22 protein-coding genes are annotated in these 23,762 nt (G+C 53.5%); 20 read left to right on the top strand and 2 right to left on the bottom strand.

What is annotated here, in order from left to right; all coding sequences use genetic code 11:
• The first annotated feature begins 95 nt into the window (after positions 1 to 95).
• The gene (locus tag J4645_RS17080; RefSeq protein WP_000127731.1) at positions 96 to 1,274 is read left to right on the top strand and encodes an MFS transporter; all 1,179 of its coding nucleotides are present in this window, start codon (positions 96 to 98) and stop codon (positions 1,272 to 1,274) included.
• Here the strand turns inward: J4645_RS17080 and flk are convergent.
• Entirely contained in the window at positions 1,271 to 2,272 is a 1,002-nt protein-coding gene (gene flk / locus J4645_RS17075) for a flagella biosynthesis regulator Flk (protein ID WP_000553396.1), read from the bottom strand. The two genes, J4645_RS17080 and flk, sit on opposite strands and share 4 nt — an antisense overlap.
• A gap of 103 nt (positions 2,273 to 2,375) precedes the next feature.
• On the opposite strand from flk, the gene pdxB reads away from it, so the two are divergent.
• The 9 genes from pdxB to purF all read left to right on the top strand — a co-directional run bounded on the left by pdxB (position 2,376) and on the right by purF (position 11,531).
• Positions 2,376 to 3,512: a 4-phosphoerythronate dehydrogenase PdxB gene (gene pdxB, locus J4645_RS17070; protein ID WP_000699176.1), complete on the top strand. Its 1,137-nt coding sequence runs from the start codon at positions 2,376 to 2,378 to the stop codon at positions 3,510 to 3,512.
• Between the two features lie 67 nt (positions 3,513 to 3,579).
• The gene (locus J4645_RS17065) at positions 3,580 to 4,593 is read left to right on the top strand and encodes an aspartate-semialdehyde dehydrogenase (RefSeq protein WP_001289141.1); all 1,014 of its coding nucleotides are present in this window, start codon (positions 3,580 to 3,582) and stop codon (positions 4,591 to 4,593) included.
• The gene (gene truA, locus J4645_RS17060; RefSeq protein ID WP_000016631.1) at positions 4,593 to 5,405 is read left to right on the top strand and encodes a tRNA pseudouridine(38-40) synthase TruA; all 813 of its coding nucleotides are present in this window, start codon (positions 4,593 to 4,595) and stop codon (positions 5,403 to 5,405) included. Before J4645_RS17065 ends, truA begins: the two co-directional genes overlap by 1 nt.
• 48 nt (positions 5,406 to 5,453) lie before the next feature.
• Entirely contained in the window at positions 5,454 to 6,113 is a 660-nt protein-coding gene (locus J4645_RS17055) for a DedA family protein (protein ID WP_023214998.1), read from the top strand.
• 149 nt (positions 6,114 to 6,262) lie between these two features.
• The gene (gene accD, locus J4645_RS17050; protein ID WP_000118383.1) at positions 6,263 to 7,177 is read left to right on the top strand and encodes an acetyl-CoA carboxylase, carboxyltransferase subunit beta; all 915 of its coding nucleotides are present in this window, start codon (positions 6,263 to 6,265) and stop codon (positions 7,175 to 7,177) included.
• 67 nt (positions 7,178 to 7,244) lie between these two features.
• Entirely contained in the window at positions 7,245 to 8,513 is a 1,269-nt protein-coding gene (gene folC, locus J4645_RS17045) for a bifunctional tetrahydrofolate synthase/dihydrofolate synthase (protein WP_000792275.1), read from the top strand.
• Complete coding sequence (gene dedD / locus J4645_RS17040) at positions 8,503 to 9,177, top strand: cell division protein DedD (RefSeq protein ID WP_000157030.1); 675 nt, start codon at positions 8,503 to 8,505, stop codon at positions 9,175 to 9,177. Before folC ends, dedD begins: the two co-directional genes overlap by 11 nt.
• Before the next feature lie 310 nt (positions 9,178 to 9,487).
• Complete coding sequence (cvpA, locus tag J4645_RS17035) at positions 9,488 to 9,976, top strand: colicin V production protein (protein WP_000262102.1); 489 nt, start codon at positions 9,488 to 9,490, stop codon at positions 9,974 to 9,976.
• Positions 9,977 to 10,013: 37 nt separating this feature from the next.
• Entirely contained in the window at positions 10,014 to 11,531 is a 1,518-nt protein-coding gene (purF, locus tag J4645_RS17030; protein ID WP_000334205.1) for an amidophosphoribosyltransferase, read from the top strand.
• Between the two features lie 35 nt (positions 11,532 to 11,566).
• Here the strand turns inward: purF and J4645_RS17025 are convergent, their stop codons facing one another.
• A complete protein-coding gene (locus J4645_RS17025) occupies positions 11,567 to 12,994 on the bottom strand; it encodes a sigma-54-dependent Fis family transcriptional regulator (RefSeq protein ID WP_000168925.1) in 1,428 nt (475 codons plus the stop codon).
• A 209-nt stretch (positions 12,995 to 13,203) separates the two neighbouring features.
• On the opposite strand from J4645_RS17025, the gene J4645_RS17020 reads away from it, so the two are divergent.
• From J4645_RS17020 to hisP, 10 genes are all read left to right on the top strand, one after another.
• Positions 13,204 to 14,601 (top strand): alanine racemase, encoded by a 1,398-nt coding sequence (locus J4645_RS17020; protein WP_000132306.1) that lies wholly within the window; start codon positions 13,204 to 13,206, stop codon positions 14,599 to 14,601.
• A gap of 90 nt (positions 14,602 to 14,691) precedes the next feature.
• Complete coding sequence (locus tag J4645_RS17015) at positions 14,692 to 16,113, top strand: APC family permease (RefSeq protein ID WP_000072512.1); 1,422 nt, start codon at positions 14,692 to 14,694, stop codon at positions 16,111 to 16,113.
• 1 nt (position 16,114) lies between these two features.
• Entirely contained in the window at positions 16,115 to 17,218 is a 1,104-nt protein-coding gene (locus J4645_RS17010) for an alanine/ornithine racemase family PLP-dependent enzyme (RefSeq protein ID WP_000281907.1), read from the top strand.
• 63 nt (positions 17,219 to 17,281) lie between these two features.
• The gene (locus J4645_RS17005) at positions 17,282 to 18,688 is read left to right on the top strand and encodes an amino acid permease (protein WP_023214272.1); all 1,407 of its coding nucleotides are present in this window, start codon (positions 17,282 to 17,284) and stop codon (positions 18,686 to 18,688) included.
• A gap of 26 nt (positions 18,689 to 18,714) precedes the next feature.
• Complete coding sequence (locus J4645_RS17000; protein ID WP_023207564.1) at positions 18,715 to 19,284, top strand: UbiX family flavin prenyltransferase; 570 nt, start codon at positions 18,715 to 18,717, stop codon at positions 19,282 to 19,284.
• A 288-nt stretch (positions 19,285 to 19,572) separates the two neighbouring features.
• Positions 19,573 to 20,355 carry a lysine/arginine/ornithine ABC transporter substrate-binding protein ArgT gene (gene argT / locus J4645_RS16995; RefSeq protein ID WP_000754423.1) on the top strand — a complete coding sequence of 261 codons (783 nt, stop codon included), beginning with the start codon at positions 19,573 to 19,575 and terminating at the stop codon, positions 20,353 to 20,355.
• A gap of 237 nt (positions 20,356 to 20,592) precedes the next feature.
• Positions 20,593 to 21,375, top strand: a complete 783-nt coding sequence (gene hisJ, locus J4645_RS16990; RefSeq protein WP_000731868.1) for a histidine ABC transporter substrate-binding protein HisJ — start codon at positions 20,593 to 20,595, stop codon at positions 21,373 to 21,375.
• 182 nt (positions 21,376 to 21,557) lie between these two features.
• Positions 21,558 to 22,244, top strand: coding sequence for a histidine ABC transporter permease HisQ (locus J4645_RS16985; RefSeq protein ID WP_000965498.1), 687 nt, complete (start codon positions 21,558 to 21,560; stop codon positions 22,242 to 22,244).
• Entirely contained in the window at positions 22,241 to 22,948 is a 708-nt protein-coding gene (gene hisM, locus J4645_RS16980; protein ID WP_000569756.1) for a histidine ABC transporter permease HisM, read from the top strand. Before J4645_RS16985 ends, hisM begins: the two co-directional genes overlap by 4 nt.
• Before the next feature lie 13 nt (positions 22,949 to 22,961).
• Entirely contained in the window at positions 22,962 to 23,735 is a 774-nt protein-coding gene (gene hisP, locus J4645_RS16975) for a histidine ABC transporter ATP-binding protein HisP (protein ID WP_001293591.1), read from the top strand.
• Positions 23,736 to 23,762: the final 27 nt, after the last annotated feature.

The following is a 23,762-nucleotide window of genomic DNA, read 5'->3' as shown; positions in this document are numbered from 1 at the left end:
TAAGCGTTTAACGTTATCCAACGCACCTTAATCCTGACGTTCAGGTAGAGGGGGCGTGGCCTTTCCCCGCCTTACTCTGCATTCTGGAGTAATGCATGACAGCAGTTAGCCAAAAAACAACGACCCCGTCTGCGAATTTTTCGCTGTTCCGCATCGCCTTTGCGGTTTTCCTGACCTATATGACGGTCGGCCTGCCGTTACCCGTCATCCCGCTTTTTGTCCATCACGAACTGGGCTATAGCAATACGATGGTTGGGATCGCCGTGGGCATTCAGTTTTTTGCGACGGTACTGACGCGCGGCTATGCCGGACGGCTGGCGGATCAATATGGCGCTAAACGATCGGCGTTACAGGGGATGTTTGCCTGCGGGCTGGCGGGCGCCGCCTGGCTCCTGGCCGCGCTGTTGCCGGTTTCCGCGCCGGTAAAATTCGCGCTGCTTATTGTCGGGCGCTTAATTCTCGGTTTCGGCGAAAGCCAGCTGCTGACCGGAACCCTGACCTGGGGACTGGGGCTGGTTGGCCCAACGCGTTCCGGTAAGGTGATGTCGTGGAACGGAATGGCGATTTACGGCGCGCTGGCGGCCGGTGCGCCGTTGGGCTTGCTGATCCATAGCCACTTTGGCTTCGCGGCGCTGGCGGGAACGACGATGGTTTTACCGCTGCTGGCCTGGGCATTCAACGGCACCGTGCGTAAAGTGCCTGCGTATACGGGGGAGCGACCTTCACTGTGGAGCGTGGTCGGGCTTATCTGGAAACCGGGCCTGGGCCTGGCATTGCAGGGCGTGGGCTTTGCCGTCATCGGTACGTTTATTTCACTTTATTTTGTCAGCAATGGCTGGACGATGGCGGGATTCACCCTGACCGCGTTTGGCGGTGCGTTTGTACTGATGCGCATGTTGTTCGGTTGGATGCCGGACCGCTTTGGCGGCGTGAAGGTCGCCGTTGTCTCATTGCTGGTTGAGACGGCAGGACTGCTGCTCTTGTGGCTGGCGCCGACGGCCTGGATAGCGCTGGTAGGCGCGGCGCTCACCGGGGCAGGGTGTTCACTGATTTTCCCGGCGCTGGGCGTGGAGGTTGTGAAACGCGTACCTGCACAGGTACGCGGTACGGCGCTCGGCGGCTACGCCGCGTTTCAGGATATCTCCTACGGCGTTACCGGCCCGCTGGCGGGCATGCTGGCCACGTCATGCGGCTATCCTTCCGTATTCCTCGCGGGAGCGATCTCCGCGGTGGTTGGCATCCTGGTGACGATATTATCGTTCCGGCGTGGTTAAGAAACCAGCCAGAAAAGCGCCAGTACAATTATTAGCGCGATAAACAACAGGCCTGGTCGCGCAGACAGATTTTTCACGGTTTCAATCATCGGCGCGAACGGGCGGTAGATGGGTTGAATAGAGAGCGGTTCCAGCTCATTCGCCTCCCGCTCTACGCGACGCAGGAAAATATGGTTAAGTAAGTCCTGCACCTGGGCGGTGGTCAGCACCGTTTGCGGCTGAATTTGATAAGTGTGTTGGGCATACTCTTTGATCGCTGTGAGCTCGTCTGGCTCAAGCGGTTGTTTTAACGCAGCCTGCAGCGTATGTAGCGTAGGCGCGTGTTGTAGTGACAGCGTCTGCCGCGCCTGTAGCCATGTCGCCAGATGGGTAAACTGCTTTGCCGGAATGAGCTCGCCGCTTTTCACGCCGGAGAGTTCCAGCATTGATTGCCAGATAAGTTTGTTTGACTCGCCGGTCGCGGCCGCCAGCTTCGTCACCAACTGATTCAACGTATTATGTTCAGCAGGCAATAATGGCCGATCCGTTGCCGGACGTTGCTGCGGCTGCGGAATGGAAAGCTGCCCCTGTTGCAGGAGCGTCAGTACGTTTTTGAGTTGATCGGGCGTAAGCTGGCTAAGCGCGGTTTGACCGTATTGCTGACGGATAAAATCGCTGACGGCCTGACGATTATTCCCGACGCCAAGCAGCTCTGTTAGCTGTGAAAGCACCTGACGATTGGCGTGATTTTGCTGCGCTACGCCCAGACGCTGGGTAAGATTCTGTTCAGCGGCGGGGAAGTGGCGCGACAGTAGCGGCGCGTCATTTTTTATCCCCAGATCGTGTTTCATTCCGGCCCATACTTCCGCGCTTTGCTGCTGGGTCAGTGAAATCAGGCGCGTGATCAGCCTTTCCAGTACCGTACGCTGTTGCATGGAAAGCGGCTGCTCGCTCGCAGCGGAAAGAGGATTACGCCCTTCGCCTGGAGGCTGTGCAGGGGCACCGGAGATGGGATGCATAATTAATTATCCTTTAACCATAAATCTGAGCAATATATGCCTGGCGGCCAGATTATGGCACACTTGTTCGGTTAACTCTCGTTCTCAAACAGGTACGACAGTCGTGAAAATTCTCGTTGATGAAAATATGCCTTACGCCCGCGAATTATTTAGCCGCCTGGGTGAGGTAAAGGCAGTGCCGGGTCGCCCGATCCCCGTTGAAGAATTGAACCATGCCGATGCGTTAATGGTGCGTTCGGTCACGAAAGTGAATGAATCGCTGCTGAGCGGCACGCCGATTAACTTCGTTGGTACTGCTACGGCAGGCACCGATCATGTGGATGAGGCATGGCTGAAGCAGGCGGGCATCGGTTTTTCAGCCGCGCCCGGCTGTAATGCTATCGCCGTGGTGGAGTATGTGTTTTCCGCGCTGTTGATGCTGGCCGAACGTGACGGCTTTTCGTTACGCGATCGCACTATAGGGATTGTCGGCGTGGGTAACGTCGGAAGCCGGCTACAGACCAGGCTTGAAGCGTTGGGTATCCGCACGTTGCTGTGCGATCCGCCACGCGCCGCACGCGGGGACGAGGGTGATTTTCGTACGCTGGATGAGCTGGTGCAGGAAGCGGATGTCCTGACTTTCCATACGCCGCTTTATAAAGACGGACCGTACAAAACGCTGCATCTGGCCGATGAGACGCTGATCCGTCGACTGAAACCCGGCGCCATTCTCATTAACGCCTGCCGCGGTCCGGTGGTGGATAACGCCGCGTTGTTGGCGCGACTTAATGCCGGGCAGCCGCTGAGCGTGGTGCTTGATGTGTGGGAGGGCGAACCGGATCTTAACGTCGCGCTACTGGAAGCCGTGGATATCGGCACGTCGCATATTGCCGGCTATACGCTGGAAGGCAAAGCGCGCGGCACCACCCAGGTCTTTGAGGCGTATAGCGCGTTTATCGGTCGCGAGCAGCATGTCGCGCTGGAGACATTACTGCCTGCGCCTGAGTTTGGTCGTATTACGCTTCACGGCCCGCTGGATCAACCGACGCTGAAAAGACTGGCGCATTTGGTGTATGATGTGCGCCGCGACGATGCGCCGCTGCGTAAAGTCGCTGGAATTCCGGGTGAATTTGATAAATTGCGTAAAAATTATCTTGAGCGCCGTGAATGGTCGTCTTTATACGTGATGTGTGACGACGAAACGGCAGCCGCCTTGCTGTGTAAGCTAGGTTTTAACGCTGTTCATCACCCGGCACATTAATGTCTTCTTAATGCTCCCTGTCGAATAATGCGACAGGGACGCTTATGTATTTCTGGAGTAAATCACCATGTCTGAAGGCTGGAACATTGCCATTCTGGGCGCAACGGGCGCCGTAGGCGAAGCCCTGCTTGAAACACTGGCTGAACGCCAGTTCCCGGTCGGTGAAATTTATGCGTTGGCGCGTCATGAAAGCGCGGGCGAGCACCTCCGTTTTGGTGGCAAGTCGGTCATTGTCCAGGATGCGGCGGACTTTGACTGGACGCAGGCGCAGTTGGCGTTTTTCGTTGCCGGCGCAGAGGCATCGGCTGCCTGGATAGACGACGCGACTAATGCAGGTTGCCTGGTGATAGATTCCAGCGGTCTGTTCGCGCTGGAGCCTGATGTGCCGCTGGTCGTGCCGGAAGTTAACCCGTATGTACTGGCGGATTACCGTAACCGTAACGTGATTGCGGTCGCCGATAGTCTGACCAGTCAACTGCTGGCGGCGCTCAAGCCGTTAATCGATCAGGGGGGACTGTCGCGCATCGCCGTCACCAGTATGTTATCAGCGTCCGCACAGGGGAAAAAAGCGGTCGATGCGCTGGCCGGACAGAGTGCGAAGCTGCTTAACGGCATACCGATTGATGAAGATGATTTCTTTGGCCGCCAGTTGGCGTTCAATATGCTGCCGCTGCTGCCGGATCGTGAAGGCAGCGTGCGCCAGGAACGTCGTATCGTCGATGAAGTGCGTAAAATTTTGCAGGACGATGGCGTGATGATCTCCGCCAGTGTCGTGCAGTCGCCGGTGTTCTATGGCCATGCGCAGATGGTGAGCTTTGAAGCGCTCCGTCCGCTGGCGGCGGAAGAGGCGCGCGAGGCGTTTTCCCGCGGTGAAGATATCGTACTGTCAGAAGAGACGGATTACCCGACGCAGGTGGGCGACGCTTCCGGCAATCCACAGCTTTCTATTGGCTGTGTGCATAATGATTACGGTATGCCGGAACAAATTCAGTTCTGGTCAGTGGCGGACAACGTGCGTTTCGGCGGCGCGCTGATGGCCGTTAAAATTGCGGAGAAGCTGGTGCAGGAGTATCTGTACTGATGTCCGGACAGCAATCATCGCCGGTCTATAAAATTGCGCTGGGTATTGAGTACGACGGCAGCAAGTATTATGGCTGGCAGCGTCAGAATGAAGTGCGCAGCGTGCAGGAAAAGCTGGAAAAAGCGCTCTCGCAGGTGGCAAATGAACCTATTAACGTGTTCTGCGCCGGGCGTACCGATGCCGGCGTTCACGGCACCGGGCAGGTTGTCCATTTCGAAACGACCGCATTGCGCAAAGATGCGGCATGGACGCTGGGGGTAAATGCGAATTTGCCTGGTGACATTGCCGTGCGCTGGGTGAAAACTGTACCGGATGATTTTCACGCGCGATTTAGCGCTACGGCTCGCCGTTATCGCTATATCATCTACAATCATCGACTGCGTCCCGCGGTATTAGCAAAAGGCGTGACGCATTACTATGAGCCGCTGGATGCAGAGCGGATGCATCGCGCGGCGCAGTGTCTGCTTGGCGAAAATGATTTTACCTCGTTTCGTGCGGTGCAGTGCCAGTCGCGCACGCCGTGGCGTAATGTGATGCACATCAACGTTACTCGCCACGGCCCTTATGTGGTGGTCGATATCAAAGCGAATGCCTTTGTTCATCATATGGTCAGGAATATTGTCGGCAGCCTGCTGGAAGTAGGCGCTCACAACCAGCCGGAGAGCTGGATCGCAGAGCTGTTAGCGGCCAGGGACAGAACGCTGGCGGCGGCAACGGCGAAGGCGGAAGGGCTATATTTGGTTGCGGTGGATTACCCTGACCGGTTTGACCTTCCAAAACCGCCAATGGGCCCGCTATTTCTGGCGGACTAATCCGAATCGTACACCCGAAACGTGTCGGGTAGAAAGGCAAAGACAAATATGGACCTGATCTACTTTATTATTGATTTTATTCTGCACATCGATGTGCATCTGGCGGAGCTGGTCGCGGAGTACGGCGTCTGGGTGTACGCTATTTTGTTTTTGATTCTGTTTTGTGAAACCGGCCTGGTCGTCACGCCGTTCCTGCCGGGCGACTCGCTGCTGTTTGTCGCCGGGGCGCTGGCTTCGCTGGAAACCAACGATCTCAATGTGCATGTCATGGTGGCGTTAATGCTGATCGCCGCAATTGTCGGCGATGCGGTAAATTACACGGTTGGTCGACTGTTCGGCGAAAAACTGTTCAGTAATCCGAATTCGAAAATTTTCCGCCGCAGTTACCTGGATAAAACCCACCAGTTTTATGAAAAACACGGCGGTAAAACTATCATTCTCGCTCGCTTCGTGCCGATCGTCAGAACCTTTGCGCCGTTTGTGGCAGGGATGGGGCACATGTCCTATCGGCATTTTGCCGCTTATAACGTCATCGGCGCGCTGCTGTGGGTACTGCTCTTTACCTACGCCGGTTATTTCTTCGGTACGATACCGTTGATTCAGGATAACCTTAAGCTGCTGATTGTGGGGATTATCGTGGTTTCGATATTACCTGGCGTCATTGAGATTGTCCGGCATAAGCGCGCTGCGTCGCGTGCCGCAAAATAGAAAGTAACTCAGCGGTTCGACCACTTTTTTATCCAAAGTTTCGGGCTGTTATGTTTTAATGTGCAACATTCATGGTCTGTTGGGGGCAAAAATGGCATTATGCGCCCCTTATAATAAAGCTGACTAAGGTTCAGGCAGAAAGGTCACCAATGAGCTGGATTGAACGAATTAAAAGCAACATTACTCCCACCCGCAAGGCAAGCATTCCTGAAGGGGTGTGGACCAAGTGTGATAGCTGCGGTCAGGTTTTATACCGCGCTGAGCTGGAACGTAATCTTGAGGTCTGTCCTAAGTGTGACCATCATATGCGCATGTCGGCGCGCAATCGCCTGCATAGCCTGTTAGATGAAGGTTCCCTTGTGGAGTTGGGTAGCGAGCTGGAGCCAAAAGACGTGCTCAAGTTCCGCGACTCCAAAAAATATAAAGACAGACTGGCGTCCGCGCAGAAAGAAACCGGCGAGAAAGACGCGCTGGTGGTCATGAAAGGGACGCTTCACGGTATGCCGGTTGTCGCCGCCGCGTTTGAATTCGCGTTCATGGGCGGCTCAATGGGGTCTGTCGTTGGCGCACGCTTCGTTCGCGCCGTTGAACAGGCGCTGGAAGACAACTGTCCGTTAGTGTGTTTCTCTGCTTCCGGCGGCGCGCGTATGCAAGAAGCGCTGATGTCGCTGATGCAGATGGCGAAAACCTCGGCGGCGCTGGCTAAAATGCAGGAACGCGGTTTACCGTACATTTCTGTACTGACCGACCCAACGATGGGCGGCGTTTCCGCCAGTTTTGCGATGCTGGGCGATCTCAACATCGCCGAGCCAAAAGCCCTGATTGGCTTCGCCGGCCCGCGCGTTATCGAACAAACCGTCCGTGAGAAGCTCCCGCCGGGATTCCAGCGCAGTGAGTTCCTGATCGAAAAAGGCGCTATTGATATGATCGTCCGCCGCCCGGAAATGCGCCTGAAGCTGGCGAGCATTCTGGCGAAGCTGATGAATCTGCCCGCGCCGAACCCGGACGCCCCGCGTGAAGGCGTGGTGGTGCCTCCGGCGCCAGATCAGGAGTCTGAGGCCTGATAACTGAAAAGGGCAGGGCCGCAGGCTCTGCCCTTTTGCTTTTCACCGTAAAGAAGCAGCGGAATCAATGAAAAACAAATCTATACCTCAAGCTGCGTCGCCCCTGGCCTCGTGGCTTTCTTATCTGGAAAACCTGCACAGCAAGAGTATCGATTTAGGCCTTGAGCGCGTAAGCCAGGTGGCAGCGCGTCTGGACATCCTCAAGCCTGCGCCGTTCGTTTTTACCGTGGCGGGAACCAACGGTAAAGGTACGACCTGTCGAACGCTGGAGTCGGTGTTAATCGCGGCGGGATACCGTGTGGGCGTCTATAGTTCGCCTCATCTGGTACGTTACACCGAGCGCGTGCGCGTGCAGGGGAAAGAATTAGCGGAATCCGCGCATACCGCGTCCTTTGCGGAAATAGAAGCGGCGCGCGGCGATATTTCATTGACCTATTTTGAATATGGCACGTTGTCGGCATTGTGGCTGTTTAAACAGGCTAACCTTGACGTGGTGATTCTGGAGGTCGGGTTGGGCGGGCGCCTGGACGCCACGAACATTGTGGATGCCGATGTAGCGGTAATTACCAGCATCGCGCTTGACCATACTGACTGGCTGGGGCCGGATCGCGAAAGTATCGGCCGCGAGAAGGCCGGGATTTTTCGCGCGGAAAAACCCGCTATTGTCGGCGAACCGGAAATGCCGGCAACCATCGCGGATGTCGCGCAGGAGACCGGCGCGCTGTTGCGGCGTCGCGGCGTTGACTGGCGTTATGAGGTGACAGCGACCCACTGGGCGTTTACCGATGGTGACGGCACGCTTGCCGGACTGCCGTTGCCGCAGGTTCCTCAGCCGAATGCCGCCACCGCTCTGGCCGCGCTGCGCGCCAGCAGGTTGAACATTGACGAGCAGGCGATTCGCGACGGTATTGCGCAGGCTACCTTGCCGGGACGTTTTCAAATCGTGAGTGAGTCGCCGCGCGTTATCTTTGATGTCGCCCATAATCCCCACGCGGCGGAATACCTGACGGGTCGTCTGAAAATGTTGCCGAAACGCGGGCGCGTGCTTGCGGTGATTGGTATGCTGCATGATAAAGATATCGCCGGCACGTTAGCCTGGTTGAAAAGCGTGGTTGACGACTGGTATTGTGCTCCGTTAGAGGGGCCGCGCGGCGCGACGGCGGAACAACTTCTGGAACATCTGGGGAAAGGGAATGTCTATGATAGCGTCGCGCAGGCATGGCAGGCCGCTATCGACGCGGCGCAGCCAGAAGATACCGTGCTGGTGTGCGGATCGTTCCACACCGTCGCACATGTTATGGAAGTGATAGACGCGGGGAGAATCGGTGGCGAGTAAGTTTCAGAATCGTTTAGTCGGCACGATTGTGTTAGTCGCGCTGGGGGTTATTGTGCTTCCCGGTCTGCTGGACGGACAGAAAAAGCATTATCAGGATGAATTTGCTGCGATTCCACTGGTACCGAAGCCTGGCGACCGCGATGAGCCGGATATGATGCCTGCCGCAACGCAGGCGCTACCGACACAGCCGCCGGAAGGGGCGGCTGAAGAGGTGCGGGCGGGAGATGCGGCAGCGCCATCGCTGGACCCGTCGCGCATGGCGTCTAACAATGTCGAGCTTGATCCGATACCGGCGGAGACGCCTAAACCGAAGCCGGTTGAAAAGCCAAAGCCGCAGCTTAAACCGCAACAGCCGGTTGTCGTCGCTTCCACGCCGACGCCCGCGCCGAAACCGGCCGCCGACGATAAACCTGCGCCGACCGGCAAAGCTTATGTCGTACAGTTGGGCGCGCTGAAAAACGCGGATAAAGTCAACGAGATAGTCGGCAAGCTTCGTTCCGCCGGGTTCCGGGTTTATACTTCCCCCTCAACGCCGGTACAGGGTAAAATAACCCGTATTCTCGTCGGGCCGGATGCGTCGAAAGATAAGATGAAAGGATCGCTTGGCGAGCTCAAGCAGATTTCCGGGTTAAGCGGCGTGGTGATGGGGTATAGCCCGAACTAAGGCGCGTTTTGCCCGACTGCGCAGCGTTAAGGCCTACGGTGTTCATCTGGTAATAGCCGAAGTCCTGTAGGCTGGATAAGGCGTTTACGCCGCCATCCGGCAGAAGGAATAAACCTGGTATCCTGCGCTTATCAGGCCGATGGCAGCTCTTCTGGTCGTGCCCGAAGAGATAAAAAGTGTGATGGCGTTGAATATTTTTTCAGCGCCATTTTTATTTACGCGTGGGAAGGAAATCCCTACGCAAACGTTTTCTTTTTCTGTTAGAATGCGCCCCGAACAGGACGACAGGGCGTAAAATCGTGGGACATCTATGGTCTGGATTGATTACGCCATTATCGCGGTGATTGCTTTTTCCTGTCTGGTTAGCCTGATCCGCGGCTTTGTTCGTGAAGCGTTATCGCTGGTGACGTGGGGTTGTGCTTTCTTTGTCGCCAGTCACTACTACACTTACCTGTCTGTCTGGTTTACGGGCTTTGAAGACGAACTGGTTCGTAATGGGATTGCTATCGCGGTACTGTTTATCGCGACGCTTATCGTCGGCGCTATCGTGAATTTTGTGATAGGTCAGCTAGTAGAAAAGACCGGCCTGTCGGGAACTGACCGGGTGTTGGGGATCTGTTTCGGCGCACTGCGAGGGGCGCTGATTGTCGCCGCCATTCTGTTCTTCCTTGATACCTTTACCGGCTTGTCGAAAAGCGAAGACTGGAGCAAATCGCAGCTCATCCCGCAGTTCAGCTTCATCATCAGATGGTTCTTTGACTATCTGCAAAGCTCGTCGAGTTTCTTGCCCAGGACGTAACAGGTTCTGAGATGTGGCTTAACGAGGAAAATGACGTATGTGCGGTATTGTCGGTATCGCCGGTGTTATGCCGGTCAACCAGTCGATTTATGACGCGTTAACAGTGCTCCAGCATCGTGGTCAGGATGCTGCCGGTATCATCACCATTGATGCGAATAACTGCTTCCGCTTGCGTAAGGCAAACGGACTGGTGAACGATATTTTTGAAGCTCGCCACATGCAGCGTTTGCAGGGCAACATGGGGATCGGCCATGTGCGCTACCCTACCGCAGGCAGCTCCAGCGCTTCGGAAGCGCAACCTTTTTACGTTAACTCGCCGTATGGCATCACGTTGGCCCATAATGGCAATCTGACTAACGCGCACGAGCTACGTAAAAAGCTGTTTGAAGAAAAGCGCCGTCATATCAACACCACCTCCGATTCCGAAATCCTGCTCAATATTTTCGCCAGCGAGCTCGACAACTTCCGTCACTATCCGCTGGAAGCCGACAATATTTTTGCCGCGATTGCCGCGACTAACCGTCAAATCCGCGGCGCCTATGCCTGCGTGGCGATGATTATCGGTCACGGTATGGTGGCTTTTCGCGATCCGCACGGCATTCGCCCATTAGTGCTGGGCAAGCGTGACGTTGGCGATGGTCGTACGGAGTATATGGTCGCTTCTGAAAGCGTGGCGCTGGATACGCTGGGCTTTGAATTCCTGCGCGATGTCGCGCCGGGCGAAGCTATCTATATTACCGAAAAGGGGCAACTGTTCACGCGCCAGTGCGCGGATAACCCGGTCAGTAACCCCTGTCTGTTTGAGTACGTTTATTTTGCTCGCCCGGACTCCTTTATCGACAAGATCTCCGTCTACAGCGCTCGTGTGAATATGGGCACCAAACTTGGCGAAAAAATCGCTCGTGAATGGGAAGATCTGGACATCGACGTCGTGATCCCTATCCCGGAAACCTCCTGCGATATCGCACTGGAAATTGCCCGTATTCTCGGCAAGCCGTACCGCCAGGGATTTGTCAAAAATCGTTACGTGGGACGTACCTTTATCATGCCGGGCCAACAGCTACGCCGTAAATCCGTGCGCCGTAAGCTCAATGCTAATCGCGCGGAATTCCGCGATAAGAACGTCCTGCTGGTGGATGATTCCATCGTGCGTGGCACCACATCAGAGCAGATCATCGAGATGGCCCGGGAAGCCGGCGCGAAGAAGGTTTATCTGGCGTCCGCCGCGCCGGAAATTCGTTTCCCTAACGTCTATGGCATTGATATGCCGACCGCCAATGAGCTGATCGCGCATGGTCGCGAGGTGGATGAGATTCGTCAGATCATCGGCGCAGACGGGCTTATCTTCCAGGATCTAAACGATCTGATCGAAGCCGTACGCGCGGAAAACCCGGATATCCAGCAGTTTGAATGTTCGGTATTTAACGGGGTATATGTCACCAAAGACGTAGACCAGCAATACCTCGACTTCCTGGATTCATTACGTAATGACGACGCCAAAGCGGTGCTGTTCCAGAACGAAATGGAAAACCTGGAAATGCATAACGAAGGCTAATGGCTTTGCCAGCGGCGCAATGCCGCTGGCCGATGTCAATTACGCACCACGCCGAAGCGAATAGCGTATTTTTGTACTTTGTACTGTAACGTGGTGCGCGATACGTTAAGGCTGCGGGCCGCGGCGGCAATATTCCCCTGATGCGTATCCAGCGCGGTTTCTATTAAATGCCTTTCGTAGTTGGCAACCCGTACCTCCAGCGATCCTTCATACTGCGGATCGGGTGACGAGGGAAGGGGATTTTCCGGCGCGGTTTCCGGTACGCCTAAATTTAACTCGTCCTGTTCAAAAATGATGTGTTTCAGCAGCCCGTCTTTTTCCTGCATGATCATGCTGCGTACAATCGCGTTTTCCAGCATCCTGACATTACCCGGCCAGGCGTGATTGAGCAGATCAGCACGCGCCGTCTCGCTTAATCCGTGAATGTCCTGCGGCACGTCATTACGGTATTTATCAATAAAATAATTCGCCAGTAAGGGAATATCTTCCGGGCGGGCGCGCAGCGGCGGTAACGTCAACATTCCGACGCTCAACCGATAAAAAAGATCTGCCCGCAGACGTTCTTGTTGAATTAATTTGACGGGCGCTTCGTTCATGGCGGCAACGATCCTGACATCAGAGTGGAGTTGCTGTTGTCCGCCGAGCCGCCAGAAGGTTTTATCCTGCAAGAATCGCAGCAGCTTACTTTGCATCTCTATCGGCATGGCGTTCAGCTCATCAAGAAAGAGCGTTCCCCCGTTTGCCAGCTCCAGATAGCCCTGGCTATTTTCCGCGCCGGTATAGGCGCCGCGCACGGTGCCGAAAAGCGTACTTTCGATAAGCGTAGGCGGTAGAGCGCCGCAGTTCAGGGCGATAAATGGTTTATTCGCCCGCTTGCTGCATTGATGGATCAGGCGGGAAAATAGCTCCTTACCCGTACCCGTCTCCCCGACAATCGTCACCGGAATATTACTGGCGGCCAGCCGTTTGGCTTTGGCGATATTACTGAGCATTTCCGGGTTTTCGGTAATAATGGCATGGTGCTTCTCATGGTGATCGGCATACAGCAGTTGGTTCAGTTCTACCACCTGCTCCTGGAGCCGCCTGACGCCGGACATATTCCTGCCGATTTCGATAACGCCGACCATGCCGCCATCGCTTGCATAGAGCGGCGCGGTGGTGTGCTGATAGTCAACGGCCTGGCCTCGCGCATTGTAATAAATTTGATAATGGCCAATGTATTCCACGCCTTTTTTTAACGATGAAAGCATCGTACTTTGGGTCTCTTTCATGCCCGGATAGACATCCAGCATATGTTTTCCCATTGCCCGTTCAATACTGTAGCCGTCCAGATCCGCGCTTTCCTGATTGTAGTAAACGTATTCACCACGCTCATTAATGACGGCCAACGGCTGATGAATCAAATCGAAAAAGCGGGAAAACATCCTGAGCGCCGAGGCCAGTTCCTGATTGGTGGATGCCATACACGCATTCCTCATATCTATTGTTCATGTTGCCATTATAAAAGTGACGAATTTTCGTCGTTGTGATGAATAGCAAACTCAATGACGAAAATGAGAAAAAGCTTATTTTTATAAGTAATTGATTATTATGATAAAAATAGTGGCATGCCTTTTGCTTTATCCATGTAAAGAATGCGGATTTTTACCATAAACATTAAGCAGAGGGCGTTATGACTGACTCGATTATGCAGAATTACAACCAGCTACGTGAGCAGGTAATCAACGGCGATCGCCGTTTCCAGCACAAAGACGGTCATTTGTGTTTTGAAGGGGTCGATCTGGACGCTCTGGCGCGCCAGTACCCCACGCCGTTCTATGTGTTTTCTGAGCCGGAGATTATTCGTAACATTCATGAAATCCAGCAGGCATTTGCGGCGCATAAAAATACCAAAACCTTCTTTGCGTCAAAAACCTGCTCGGTCATGGGGGTGTTGAAAGCCATTCGTGACGCCGGAATTTGCGCGGAGGCAAACTCACAATATGAGGTTCGCAAGTGCCTGGAGATAGGCTTTCGCGGCGATCAGATCGTCTTCAACGGCGTGGTGAAAAAGCCTGCCGATCTGGAGTATGCCATCGCCAACGATCTGTATCTTATTAATGTTGATAGCCTGTATGAGCTGGAACATATTGATGCCATCTCTCGCAAGCTGAAGAAAGTCGCCAATGTTTGCGTCCGCGTAGAGCCGAATGTTCCCTCGGCGACGCATGCGGAACTGGTTACCGCTTTCCATGCGAAGTCGGGTCTCGACCTGGAACAGGCGGAAGAAACCTGCCGCCGCATTCTGGCGATGCCTTATGTGCATTTGCGCGGCTTGCATATGCATGTGGGCGATCAGGTGCCGGAGTCAGAGCCTTTCGCAAAAGCGACTAAAGTGCTGGTGGATGAATCCCGTCGCCTGGAAGAGGTGCTCGGTATTAAATTTGATTTGATCAACGTAGGCGGCGGAATTCCGGTTCCCTATAAATATGACGACGAGAATGGCGACCCGTTAAAAGATAATATGTATGCCGGTATTACCGCCCAGGATTTTGCCGATGCGGTCATTCGCGAAGTGCATAAATGGCGTACCGATGTGGAAATATGTATTGAACCGGGACGTAAAGTGACCGGGTCGGCGGCGGTTTTACTGACGGAAGTCTCCTGCGAAAAACGTAAAACAAATTACGATCTTAACGGCAATGTGGAATGCCACGTTGAATGGAAATTTGTCGACGCTGGTTACAGCGTACTCTCTGACAGCCAGCATTTTGACTGGTTCTTTTATGTCTATAACGCCTCTCGCATGACGGCAGCGCACGACGCCTGGATAAAATTAGCCGGGCCGCTGTGTGATGGCGGAGATTATTTCCACATGGGGGTGAAAGGCGAAGAGTTTTTACTGCCGAAGGAGACTCATGTTGGCGATATTGTCGCGTTTCTTGATGCCGGGGCATACACCATTGAAAGTCAAACCGTTTATAACAACCGTCCGCGCACGGGCGTGGTGATGATCGATAAAAATGGTGAAACGCGTCTGATTCGTCGGGAAGACAGTTACGAAGATATGGTCAAGTACGACATTTATTAATACTGTTTTGGGCTTCAGTTTTATGCTGAAGCCCGTCGTCAGATGATAAGAAGAGGGCAGTGATGCCTGAATGCATAACAGGAGATGGCCATGAGTAACACGAATTCTGGCTTACTTGGCATCAAAGACATTGTCTTTATGAATGTCATCGCTATTCTGAGTTTGCGGCAAATCCCTAACGTGGCGCCTTACGGGGCATCGGCCATGTTGTTATGGGTGATAGCCGCATTCTGCTTGTTTTTTCCTTTAGCGATGGTATGCGGCGAGCTGTCAACCGGCTGGCCGAAAGATGGCGGGATATTTGTCTGGATTAAAGAGGCATTTGGTAAACGTATTGCATGGATTGTCGTGGTTTGTTTTCTCTTTTCCTGCGTACTGTTTTTCCCATTAATGCTGCAATTCGGCTTTACCGCGTTGGGCTATATGATCGGCGGCGGCCTGGCGGAAAATAAAGCATTTATCGGTATTGGTTCCGCGGTAATTTTCTGGCTATTAACGCTGATGAATATCCGCGGGATGGAATGGACAAAAATTATTAATAGCATCAGCGCCTGGTGCGGCGTATTTATTCCCTCCGCCATCCTCATTTTGCTGGCGGTGGTATGGCTATGTACCGGACACCAGATGCAGACGGACTACACTACAGCGAAAAACTGGATTCCGGATCTCGGACACTGGGATACGATCGTTTTCTTATCCAGCATGATGTTTGCGTTTGCCGGACTGGAGGTCGCCCCGATGATTGCCGGGCGTACCCGTAATCCACAGCGTGATTTTCCGCGAGCGATGGCCGTCTCCGCCGCCGTTATCGTTGGGATCTATATGGTCGGCACCTGGGCGCTAAACACGCTTTTACCCGCCGGGAAAACCGACATCGTGGCAGGCGTCATGCAGGCTATGCATGCTGCTGCGGACACGCTGCATATGCCGTGGTTAATTCCTGTTATGGCCATCTGTATGTTTTTTGGCGCTCTCGGGCAGATTAACTCCTGGCTGGTGGGGCCGATTTATATGCTCCAGGAAGCCTCGCGTGAAGATAATCTGCTGGGGGACCGAATCGGCAAATTACATCCGGTGTGGAAAACGCCCGCCTTTGCCTTGACTGTACAGGCGATTATTGTCACGGTCCTGTGTTTTTCGACTTTTATTTCGCCAAGCGTTGCGGCGGCTTACTGGATGTTAACGGCGCTAACGACCATCACCTATTTTATTCCTTATCTGGTGATGTTCCCGGCGTTCTGGCGTTTACGTAAGACTCAGCCGGATACGCCAAGAAGTTTTAAAATTCCGGGCAAGGTTTTACCGGCTATTTTACCCGCGCTGGGTTTTCTTTCTATCGCCTTTGCCGTTGCGCTGTTATTTATTCCGCCTTCTCAAATTGATATGGGAGGATATTTCCAGTACGCCGGGAAAATTATTGGCGGAGCCGTGCTGGCGGTTGTCGTCGCGGAGTACATTTACCATCGGGCGCAGAAACGTAATGCCCGTTTAAGCATGGCGGGAGGAAAATAAAATGTATATGCCAGTTCTGGAAATAAATCTACGCAAGCTGGAAGAAAACGCCCGCACGGAAAAAGCTCTGCTGGCAAGCAGCGGTATTGACGTGATGGCTGTCAATAAAGTTTTTGACGGCTGCGTGGAAACCGCGCAGGCGGTGTTCAACGGCGGAATTACCGTTATTGCTGAATCACGAACCTATAATTTGAAAAAAATACGCGAGACAGGATGTACGACCTGCCTGTTACGCAGCCCGTGTCTGAGTGAAATCGAAGATGTGGTGCGCTACGCGGATATTAGTTTAAATAGCGAGCCGGTGGTATTACGGGCATTATCGCAGGAAGCCCAACGCCAGGGGAAAACGCATCAGGTATTACTGATGGTGGATATGGGCGATTTACGCGAGGGTATCTGGTTTGGTGAATATCAACGCATTCTTGAGACCGTGACTCTGATTACTGGTCTGCCCGGTCTGGAATTATATGGACTGGGCACCAACTTTAATTGTTACGGCACCGTGTTGCCAACGGTAAAAAATGGCGAGGATTTTCTGGCGCTGGCCGCCCGGCTGGAAGCCGACAGCGGTATTCCTGTCCGGCGGCTTTCTGCGGGAAACTGCACCAGCTATCACCTGCTGGATAAAGGTATCTGGCCGCAGGGGCTGAATCATCTGCGCATCGGCGGACTGCATGAATTCGGCATTGAATATGTGGACATGAAATACCTGAATGAATTTCACCACTCCGCAAAACCGGTCGATAAAGCCTGTTCCGATATGTATATCCTGGAAGCGGAAATCATCGAACTGAACAGTAAACCGACCGTCCCGGTCGGGGAGCTGGGCGTCGATGCCTTTTTGCAAAGTAAAACCTTTGTCGATCGTGGCATACGCCGACGCGCATTGCTGGCGTTTGGTCGTCAGGATGTGCCGTCGGATAACTGTGTGCCATGCGACGACGCTATCACTATCTTAGGGCAAACCAGCGATCATACGCTGGTGGATATTGAAGATTGTCGTCAGTCGCTAAAAGTAGGCGATGTGGTTCGCTTTGAGCTGGATTATACGGGCCTGTTAATGGCCTGCCAGACCAAAGGCGTCGCCTGGAGGTTTACGCGTTAACGCATAACCGCCGCGGCTATGTCGCGGCGGCATCTTTGACCTCACGAAAGACAGGGAGTAACGATGGATACCCTGCAACAATCTCCGCCAGCAGAGCCTGAAGGCGGTCTGCGGCGTAACCTGAAGAAACGGCATCTGCTGATGATGTCGCTGGGCGGCACGATTGGCACCGGCTTATTTATCGGCATTGCCGAGCCGTTAAGCAGCGTCGGGCCGGCGGGAACCTTACTGGCCTATCTGTTTGCCGGAACCATTATGCTGGCGACGATGATGTGTCTTGGCGAATTATCATGCGCCTTTCCTCACTCCGGTTCATTTCAACATTACGCGCTGATGTTTATGCCGTCACCTTGCTGGAGCTATACCATTGGCTGGCTTTACTGGTTTAGCTGGGTCTTTTCCCTTGCGGCCGACCTCACTGCCGCAGGGTTTATTGCTCACCAGTTTTTCCCCGCGGTTCCGGTATATATGTTCTGCCTGGCGATTCTGCTCATCCTGACAGCCATCAATCTCACCTCCGCAAAAAGTTTTGGCGAATGCGAATACTGGCTTTCGGCCATTAAGGTCTTCGCGATCGTGCTGTTTATCTGCGCGGGCGGAGTCATGATCTACTCGCTAATGGGCCATAGTGACTGGCACCCGACGTTAAAAACAGACGGAATGTGGTTTCCCCACGGTTGGGAGCAAATTGTGGTCTGTATGACGATCGTGATTTACTCCTTCCAGGGGGTGGAACTGGTAGGAAATGCGGCAGGGGAGACCGAATCGCCGCACATTATTTTACCGAAGGTGATCCTGGGGATCGGTCTCAGAATCATTTTATTTTACGGCCTGGCGATTGCGGTGCTGGCGCTGGTCTATCCGTATGAACTGACGCCAAATGGACAAAGTCCCTTTGTATGGGTATTCTCCCACGCGGGCATTCCGGGGGCGGATACGCTGATGACGCTGGTGATCTTTTCCGCCGCGGTTTCTGCCGCTAACTCGGCCATTTACGCCAGTTCGCGTATGCTGTGGTCTATGGCGGGCGATCGCTTTGCGCCAGCCTGCTTTGGTAAAACGAACGGCGGCGGCGTGCCGGTGTATGCTATTTTAATCACGGCCTTGCTGGCGTTGGTGTCGTTGCTGACCCGCTATATTCCCGCACAGCAATTTTATTTATATCTGATCGCCAGTACCGGGCAGGTGGGTTGCCTGGCATGGATAACCATCGGATGGTGCCAGTATCGCTTCCGACAATCGGTGCGTAATGGAACGTACGCCAGCGATTTGCTACGCTATCGATCGCCGCTTTTCCCCTGGACGGCCCGATTTGTCATTATCACCAATTTTGCCATTATGGTCGGCACCTGGTTTAGTGAGCAAGGGGTAGTGATAATGTTGGTTGAGCTGGCTTTTATGATAGGGATTCTTTTGTCATGGTATCTCTTCAGACCCACTTTGAGCCGATTACGTAACACAGTGGGATGAACGGCGCTCGTAAACGGTAAGAGAACATGAAACGACTCATTGTAGGAATTAGCGGCGCCAGCGGAGCGATTTATGGCGTGCGCTTATTACAAATTTTGCGCGATGTCGATAGCGTGGAAACGCATCTGGTGATGAGCCAGGCGGCCCGGCAAACGCTGGCGCTGGAGACCCATTTTTCGCTGCGCGAGGTGCAGGCGCTGGCCGATGTGACGCACGATGTGCGCGACATTGCCGCCAGCATTTCCTCGGGCTCTTACCCGACGGCGGGAATGGTTATCTTGCCCTGTTCGATTAAAACGCTGTCGGGGATTGTCCACAGTTATACTGACGGACTGCTTACCCGCGCGGCGGATGTGATATTAAAAGAGCGGCGACCTCTGGTGCTGTGTGTGCGCGAAACGCCGCTGCATATCGGGCATTTGCGTTTAATGACCCAGGCCGCTGAGATAGGCGCGGTGATTATGCCGCCGGTTCCGGCTTTTTATCATCTTCCTCAGACGTTAGATGATATTATAAATCAAACGGTTAACCGAGTTTTGGATCAGTTTGATATCCCCCTTCCGCACGATCTTTTTGTTCGCTGGCAGGGCGCATAGCGTTGTCTGTTTAGCGTGCATTATTGTCCCTGTTGCCCTGTTTCAGGGCAATTTTGTAACCGCGATCATATCCTCAACATTTAATTCGTTAAAAGCCGCCGAAACGCTGCGGTTCAACCGTCATACCTGCTATCTTCAACATCAGGACAATATTGCAACGTTTTATTAACAAATTTAACGTCGAATCGTTTTGCTGACGTGAAAATGGCATAAGACCTGCATGAAAAAGTCTGCAAACACACAACACCACGTAAAACATAAGAAAATGACGCCACTTGAGGGGTATGTATGAAGAAGACCGTTCTCGCTTTGTCTTTGCTGATAGGTTTGGGTGCGACGGCGGCCAGTTACGCCGCGCTCCCGCAAACGGTTCGTATTGGAACAGATACCACCTACGCGCCTTTCTCATCAAAAGATGCCAAAGGCGAGTTTATTGGCTTTGATATCGATCTCGGTAATGAAATGTGTAAGCGTATGCAGGTGAAATGTACCTGGGTCGCCAGCGACTTTGATGCGCTTATTCCCTCACTAAAAGCGAAAAAAATTGATGCCATTATTTCATCGCTCTCTATCACTGATAAACGCCAGCAAGAAATTGCGTTTTCCGACAAACTTTACGCTGCGGATTCACGCCTGATTGCGGCAAAAGGGTCTCCCATTCAGCCGACGCTGGAATCGCTGAAAGGCAAGCATGTCGGCGTGCTGCAAGGGTCCACGCAAGAGGCTTACGCCAATGATAACTGGCGCACAAAAGGTGTGGATGTGGTGGCTTATGCCAACCAGGATCTTATCTATTCCGATTTAACTGCCGGTCGTCTGGATGCCGCATTACAGGATGAAGTCGCCGCCAGCGAAGGTTTCCTGAAGCAGCCAGCGGGCAAAGAGTATGCGTTTGCCGGTCCTTCCGTGAAGGATAAAAAATATTTTGGCGACGGGACGGGGGTTGGGCTGCGTAAAGACGATACCGAGCTAAAAGCCGCGTTTGATAAAGCGCTGACCGAACTGCGCCAGGACGGAACTTACGACAAAATGGCCAAAAAGTACTTCGATTTTAATGTCTACGGCGATTGAGGGAAGGGGATAACGCGCCGCGCTGGGGAACTATCACGGTGCAAAATAGATGTTTTGCACCTTTTTGGTGCATAAGCCGTTGCGGAACAGGCGCATAAATGCATACTTAATCGATTTTTATGCAAAATAAACCGGCTGACAAGGTAGAATGCTTTGCCTTGTCGGCCTGATTAATGGCACGATAGTCGCATCGGATCTGTAAAGATCTCCTGGAAAGACAGTCTGTTGAGGATAGTTATGAAAAAACTGGCGTTATCCCTTTCTCTGGTGCTGGCATTTTCCAGCGCTACCGCAGCATTTGCCGCTATTCCACAAAAAATTCGTATCGGTACCGATCCTACATACGCACCGTTTGAATCCAAAAATGCACAAGGTGAATTGGTCGGCTTTGATATCGATCTGGCCAAAGAGCTGTGCAAACGTATCAACACACAGTGTACGTTCGTGGAAAACCCGCTGGATGCGCTGATTCCGTCTTTAAAAGCGAAGAAAATTGATGCCATCATGTCCTCGCTGTCCATCACTGAAAAGCGCCAGCAGGAAATCGCGTTTACCGACAAGCTTTACGCCGCTGATTCCCGTCTGGTGGTGGCGAAGAACTCTGATATTCAGCCGACCGTCGCGTCGCTGAAAGGCAAGCGCGTCGGCGTGCTACAGGGGACGACGCAGGAGACCTTCGGCAATGAGCACTGGGCGCCGAAAGGGATTGAGATCGTCTCTTACCAGGGGCAGGACAACATTTATTCCGATCTGACGGCGGGTCGTATTGATGCAGCGTTCCAGGACGAGGTCGCGGCCAGCGAAGGTTTCCTTAAACAGCCCGTCGGAAAAGACTATAAATTCGGCGGCCCGGCGGTGAAAGATGAGAAGTTATTCGGCGTAGGAACCGGTATGGGGCTGCGCAAAGAGGATAACGAGCTGCGCGAAGCGCTGAACAAAGCCTTTGCTGAAATGCGTGCTGACGGTACTTACGAAAAGCTGGCGAAAAAGTACTTTGATTTTGATGTTTATGGCGGTTAATCACCGTCGGTGCAGATAAAGCCCAAAGAATGTTGACTGTCTGCATTGCCTGATGGCGCTGTGCGTGTCAGGCCTACGGGGAGCATCGTAGGCCGGGCAAGGCGCAGCCGCCATCCGGCGTGATGTGAGGCAAAAATGCAAAAGAGGCTTCTTACTTCACCACACACAACAGGACAGGCTGCATGTTGTACGGGTTTTCAGGCGTAATTTTACAGGGCGCGATCGTCACGCTGGAACTGGCGCTCAGTTCCGTTGTGCTGGCCGTGCTTATTGGTCTCGTCGGCGCGGGGGCGAAGCTTTCGCAAAACCGGGTAACGGGGCTTATTTTTGAAGGGTACACCACCCTGATTCGCGGGGTGCCGGATCTGGTCTTAATGCTGCTGATATTTTACGGATTGCAAATCGCGCTTAACGTGGTGACCGATTCGCTGGGTATCGACCAGATAGATATTGATCCGATGGTGGCCGGTATTATCACCCTTGGTTTCATCTACGGCGCCTATTTTACCGAAACCTTTCGCGGCGCGTTTATGGCGGTGCCGAAAGGCCATATCGAGGCGGCGACGGCTTTTGGTTTTACCCACGGGCAAACCTTCCGGCGGATTATGTTCCCGGCGATGATGCGTTACGCCCTGCCGGGGATCGGCAATAACTGGCAGGTGATACTCAAAGCGACGGCGCTGGTGTCGCTGCTGGGCCTGGAGGATGTCGTCAAAGCCACGCAGCTTGCCGGTAAAAGCACCTGGGAGCCTTTCTATTTTGCCGTGGTCTGTGGACTTATCTACCTGGTATTTACCACCGTTTCCAATGGTGTGCTGCTCTTACTTGAGCGTCGCTATTCCGTGGGCGTGAAGAGGGCCGATTTGTGATTGAGATCATTGAGGAGTACTGGAAATCCCTGCTGTGGACGGATGGCTATCGTTTTACCGGCGTGGCGATTACGCTGTGGTTGTTAATTTCATCGGTGGTGATGGGCGGTCTTCTGGCGGTGATTCTGGCGGTAGGCCGCGTTTCCAGTAATAAATTCATCCGTTTTCCCATCTGGCTGTTTACGTATATTTTTCGCGGCACGCCGCTGTACGTACAGCTACTGGTGTTCTATTCGGGGATGTATACGCTGGAGATAGTCAAAGGCACCGATCTTCTTAACGCGTTTTTCCGCAGCGGACTGAACTGTACCGTACTGGCGCTGACGCTGAATACCTGCGCGTACACCACGGAAATTTTCGCCGGGGCGATTCGCTCGGTGCCGCACGGTGAAATTGAAGCGGCACGGGCCTATGGCTTCTCGTCATTTAAAATGTATCGCTGCATTATTTTGCCGTCGGCATTACGCATCGCCTTGCCTGCCTACAGCAACGAAGTGATTTTAATGCTGCACTCTACGGCGCTGGCGTTTACCGCGACGGTGCCGGATTTGTTGAAAATCGCCCGCGATATTAACTCAGCGACTTACCAGCCGTTTACCGCGTTTGGCATTGCCGCCGTGTTGTATTTACTCATTTCGTATGTCCTGATAAGCCTGTTCCGTCGGGCGGAAAGACGCTGGTTGCAGCACGTGTCCTCTAAATAATTCGAGTAACATGATGTCAGAAAATAAATTACACGTTATCGATTTGCACAAACGCTACGGCGGTCATGAAGTGCTGAAAGGGGTATCGCTGCAGGCCCGCGCCGGAGATGTGATTAGCATTATCGGCTCGTCCGGCTCCGGTAAAAGTACTTTTTTGCGCTGTATTAACTTCCTCGAAAAACCGAGCGAAGGCGCGATTATCGTGAACGGTCAGAACATTAATCTGGTCCGCGATAAAGACGGGCAGCTCAAAGTGGCGGATAAAAATCAGCTACGCTTGTTGCGTACCCGCCTGACGATGGTGTTTCAGCACTTCAACCTCTGGAGCCACATGACGGTGCTGGAAAATGTGATGGAAGCGCCGATTCAGGTACTGGGATTAAGCAAGCACGACGCGCGCGAGCGGGCGTTGAAATATCTGGCGAAGGTGGGGATTGATGAGCGCGCTCAGGGCAAATATCCCGTCCATCTCTCCGGCGGCCAACAGCAGCGCGTTTCTATTGCGCGCGCGCTGGCGATGGAACCTGACGTTTTACTGTTCGATGAACCCACTTCGGCGCTCGATCCTGAACTGGTCGGCGAAGTGTTGCGCATCATGCAACAACTGGCGGAAGAAGGCAAAACGATGGTGGTGGTCACGCATGAAATGGGCTTCGCTCGCCATGTCTCTTCGCACGTTATTTTTCTGCATCAGGGGAAAATTGAAGAAGAGGGCGATCCGGAGCAGGTGTTCGGCAATCCGCAAAGCCCGCGTTTACAGCAATTCCTGAAAGGCTCGCTGAAATAAAAGAAGCCCGGCGGCGCATCGCTTACC

This window comes from Salmonella sp. 32082101201600294FB01SM01 (assembly GCF_017572865.1).
Taxonomy (GTDB): domain Bacteria; phylum Pseudomonadota; class Gammaproteobacteria; order Enterobacterales; family Enterobacteriaceae; genus Salmonella; species Salmonella enterica.
The sequence above is the reverse complement of the archived record's forward strand: the minus strand, read 5'-3'. Positions and strand labels throughout refer to the sequence as shown.

What these genes read in the sequence shown, in the direction of transcription:
- hisP (WP_001293591.1), top strand. Translation starts at nt 22,962, where the DNA reads ATGTCAGAAAATAAATTACACGTTATCGATTTGCACAAACGCTACGGC.
- J4645_RS17010 (WP_000281907.1), top strand. Translation starts at nt 16,115, where the DNA reads ATGTATATGCCAGTTCTGGAAATAAATCTACGCAAGCTGGAAGAAAAC.
- J4645_RS17005 (WP_023214272.1), top strand. Translation starts at nt 17,282, where the DNA reads ATGGATACCCTGCAACAATCTCCGCCAGCAGAGCCTGAAGGCGGTCTG.
- accD (WP_000118383.1), top strand. Translation starts at nt 6,263, where the DNA reads ATGAGCTGGATTGAACGAATTAAAAGCAACATTACTCCCACCCGCAAG.
- J4645_RS17020 (WP_000132306.1), top strand. Translation starts at nt 13,204, where the DNA reads ATGACTGACTCGATTATGCAGAATTACAACCAGCTACGTGAGCAGGTA.
- hisJ (WP_000731868.1), top strand. Translation starts at nt 20,593, where the DNA reads ATGAAAAAACTGGCGTTATCCCTTTCTCTGGTGCTGGCATTTTCCAGC.
- J4645_RS17025 (WP_000168925.1), bottom strand. Translation starts at nt 12,994, where the DNA reads ATGGCATCCACCAATCAGGAACTGGCCTCGGCGCTCAGGATGTTTTCC.
- cvpA (WP_000262102.1), top strand. Translation starts at nt 9,488, where the DNA reads ATGGTCTGGATTGATTACGCCATTATCGCGGTGATTGCTTTTTCCTGT.
- J4645_RS16985 (WP_000965498.1), top strand. Translation starts at nt 21,558, where the DNA reads ATGTTGTACGGGTTTTCAGGCGTAATTTTACAGGGCGCGATCGTCACG.
- truA (WP_000016631.1), top strand. Translation starts at nt 4,593, where the DNA reads ATGTCCGGACAGCAATCATCGCCGGTCTATAAAATTGCGCTGGGTATT.
- flk (WP_000553396.1), bottom strand. Translation starts at nt 2,272, where the DNA reads ATGCATCCCATCTCCGGTGCCCCTGCACAGCCTCCAGGCGAAGGGCGT.
- J4645_RS17015 (WP_000072512.1), top strand. Translation starts at nt 14,692, where the DNA reads ATGAGTAACACGAATTCTGGCTTACTTGGCATCAAAGACATTGTCTTT.
- J4645_RS17065 (WP_001289141.1), top strand. Translation starts at nt 3,580, where the DNA reads ATGTCTGAAGGCTGGAACATTGCCATTCTGGGCGCAACGGGCGCCGTA.
- purF (WP_000334205.1), top strand. Translation starts at nt 10,014, where the DNA reads ATGTGCGGTATTGTCGGTATCGCCGGTGTTATGCCGGTCAACCAGTCG.
- folC (WP_000792275.1), top strand. Translation starts at nt 7,245, where the DNA reads ATGAAAAACAAATCTATACCTCAAGCTGCGTCGCCCCTGGCCTCGTGG.
- J4645_RS17000 (WP_023207564.1), top strand. Translation starts at nt 18,715, where the DNA reads ATGAAACGACTCATTGTAGGAATTAGCGGCGCCAGCGGAGCGATTTAT.
- J4645_RS17080 (WP_000127731.1), top strand. Translation starts at nt 96, where the DNA reads ATGACAGCAGTTAGCCAAAAAACAACGACCCCGTCTGCGAATTTTTCG.
- J4645_RS17055 (WP_023214998.1), top strand. Translation starts at nt 5,454, where the DNA reads ATGGACCTGATCTACTTTATTATTGATTTTATTCTGCACATCGATGTG.
- argT (WP_000754423.1), top strand. Translation starts at nt 19,573, where the DNA reads ATGAAGAAGACCGTTCTCGCTTTGTCTTTGCTGATAGGTTTGGGTGCG.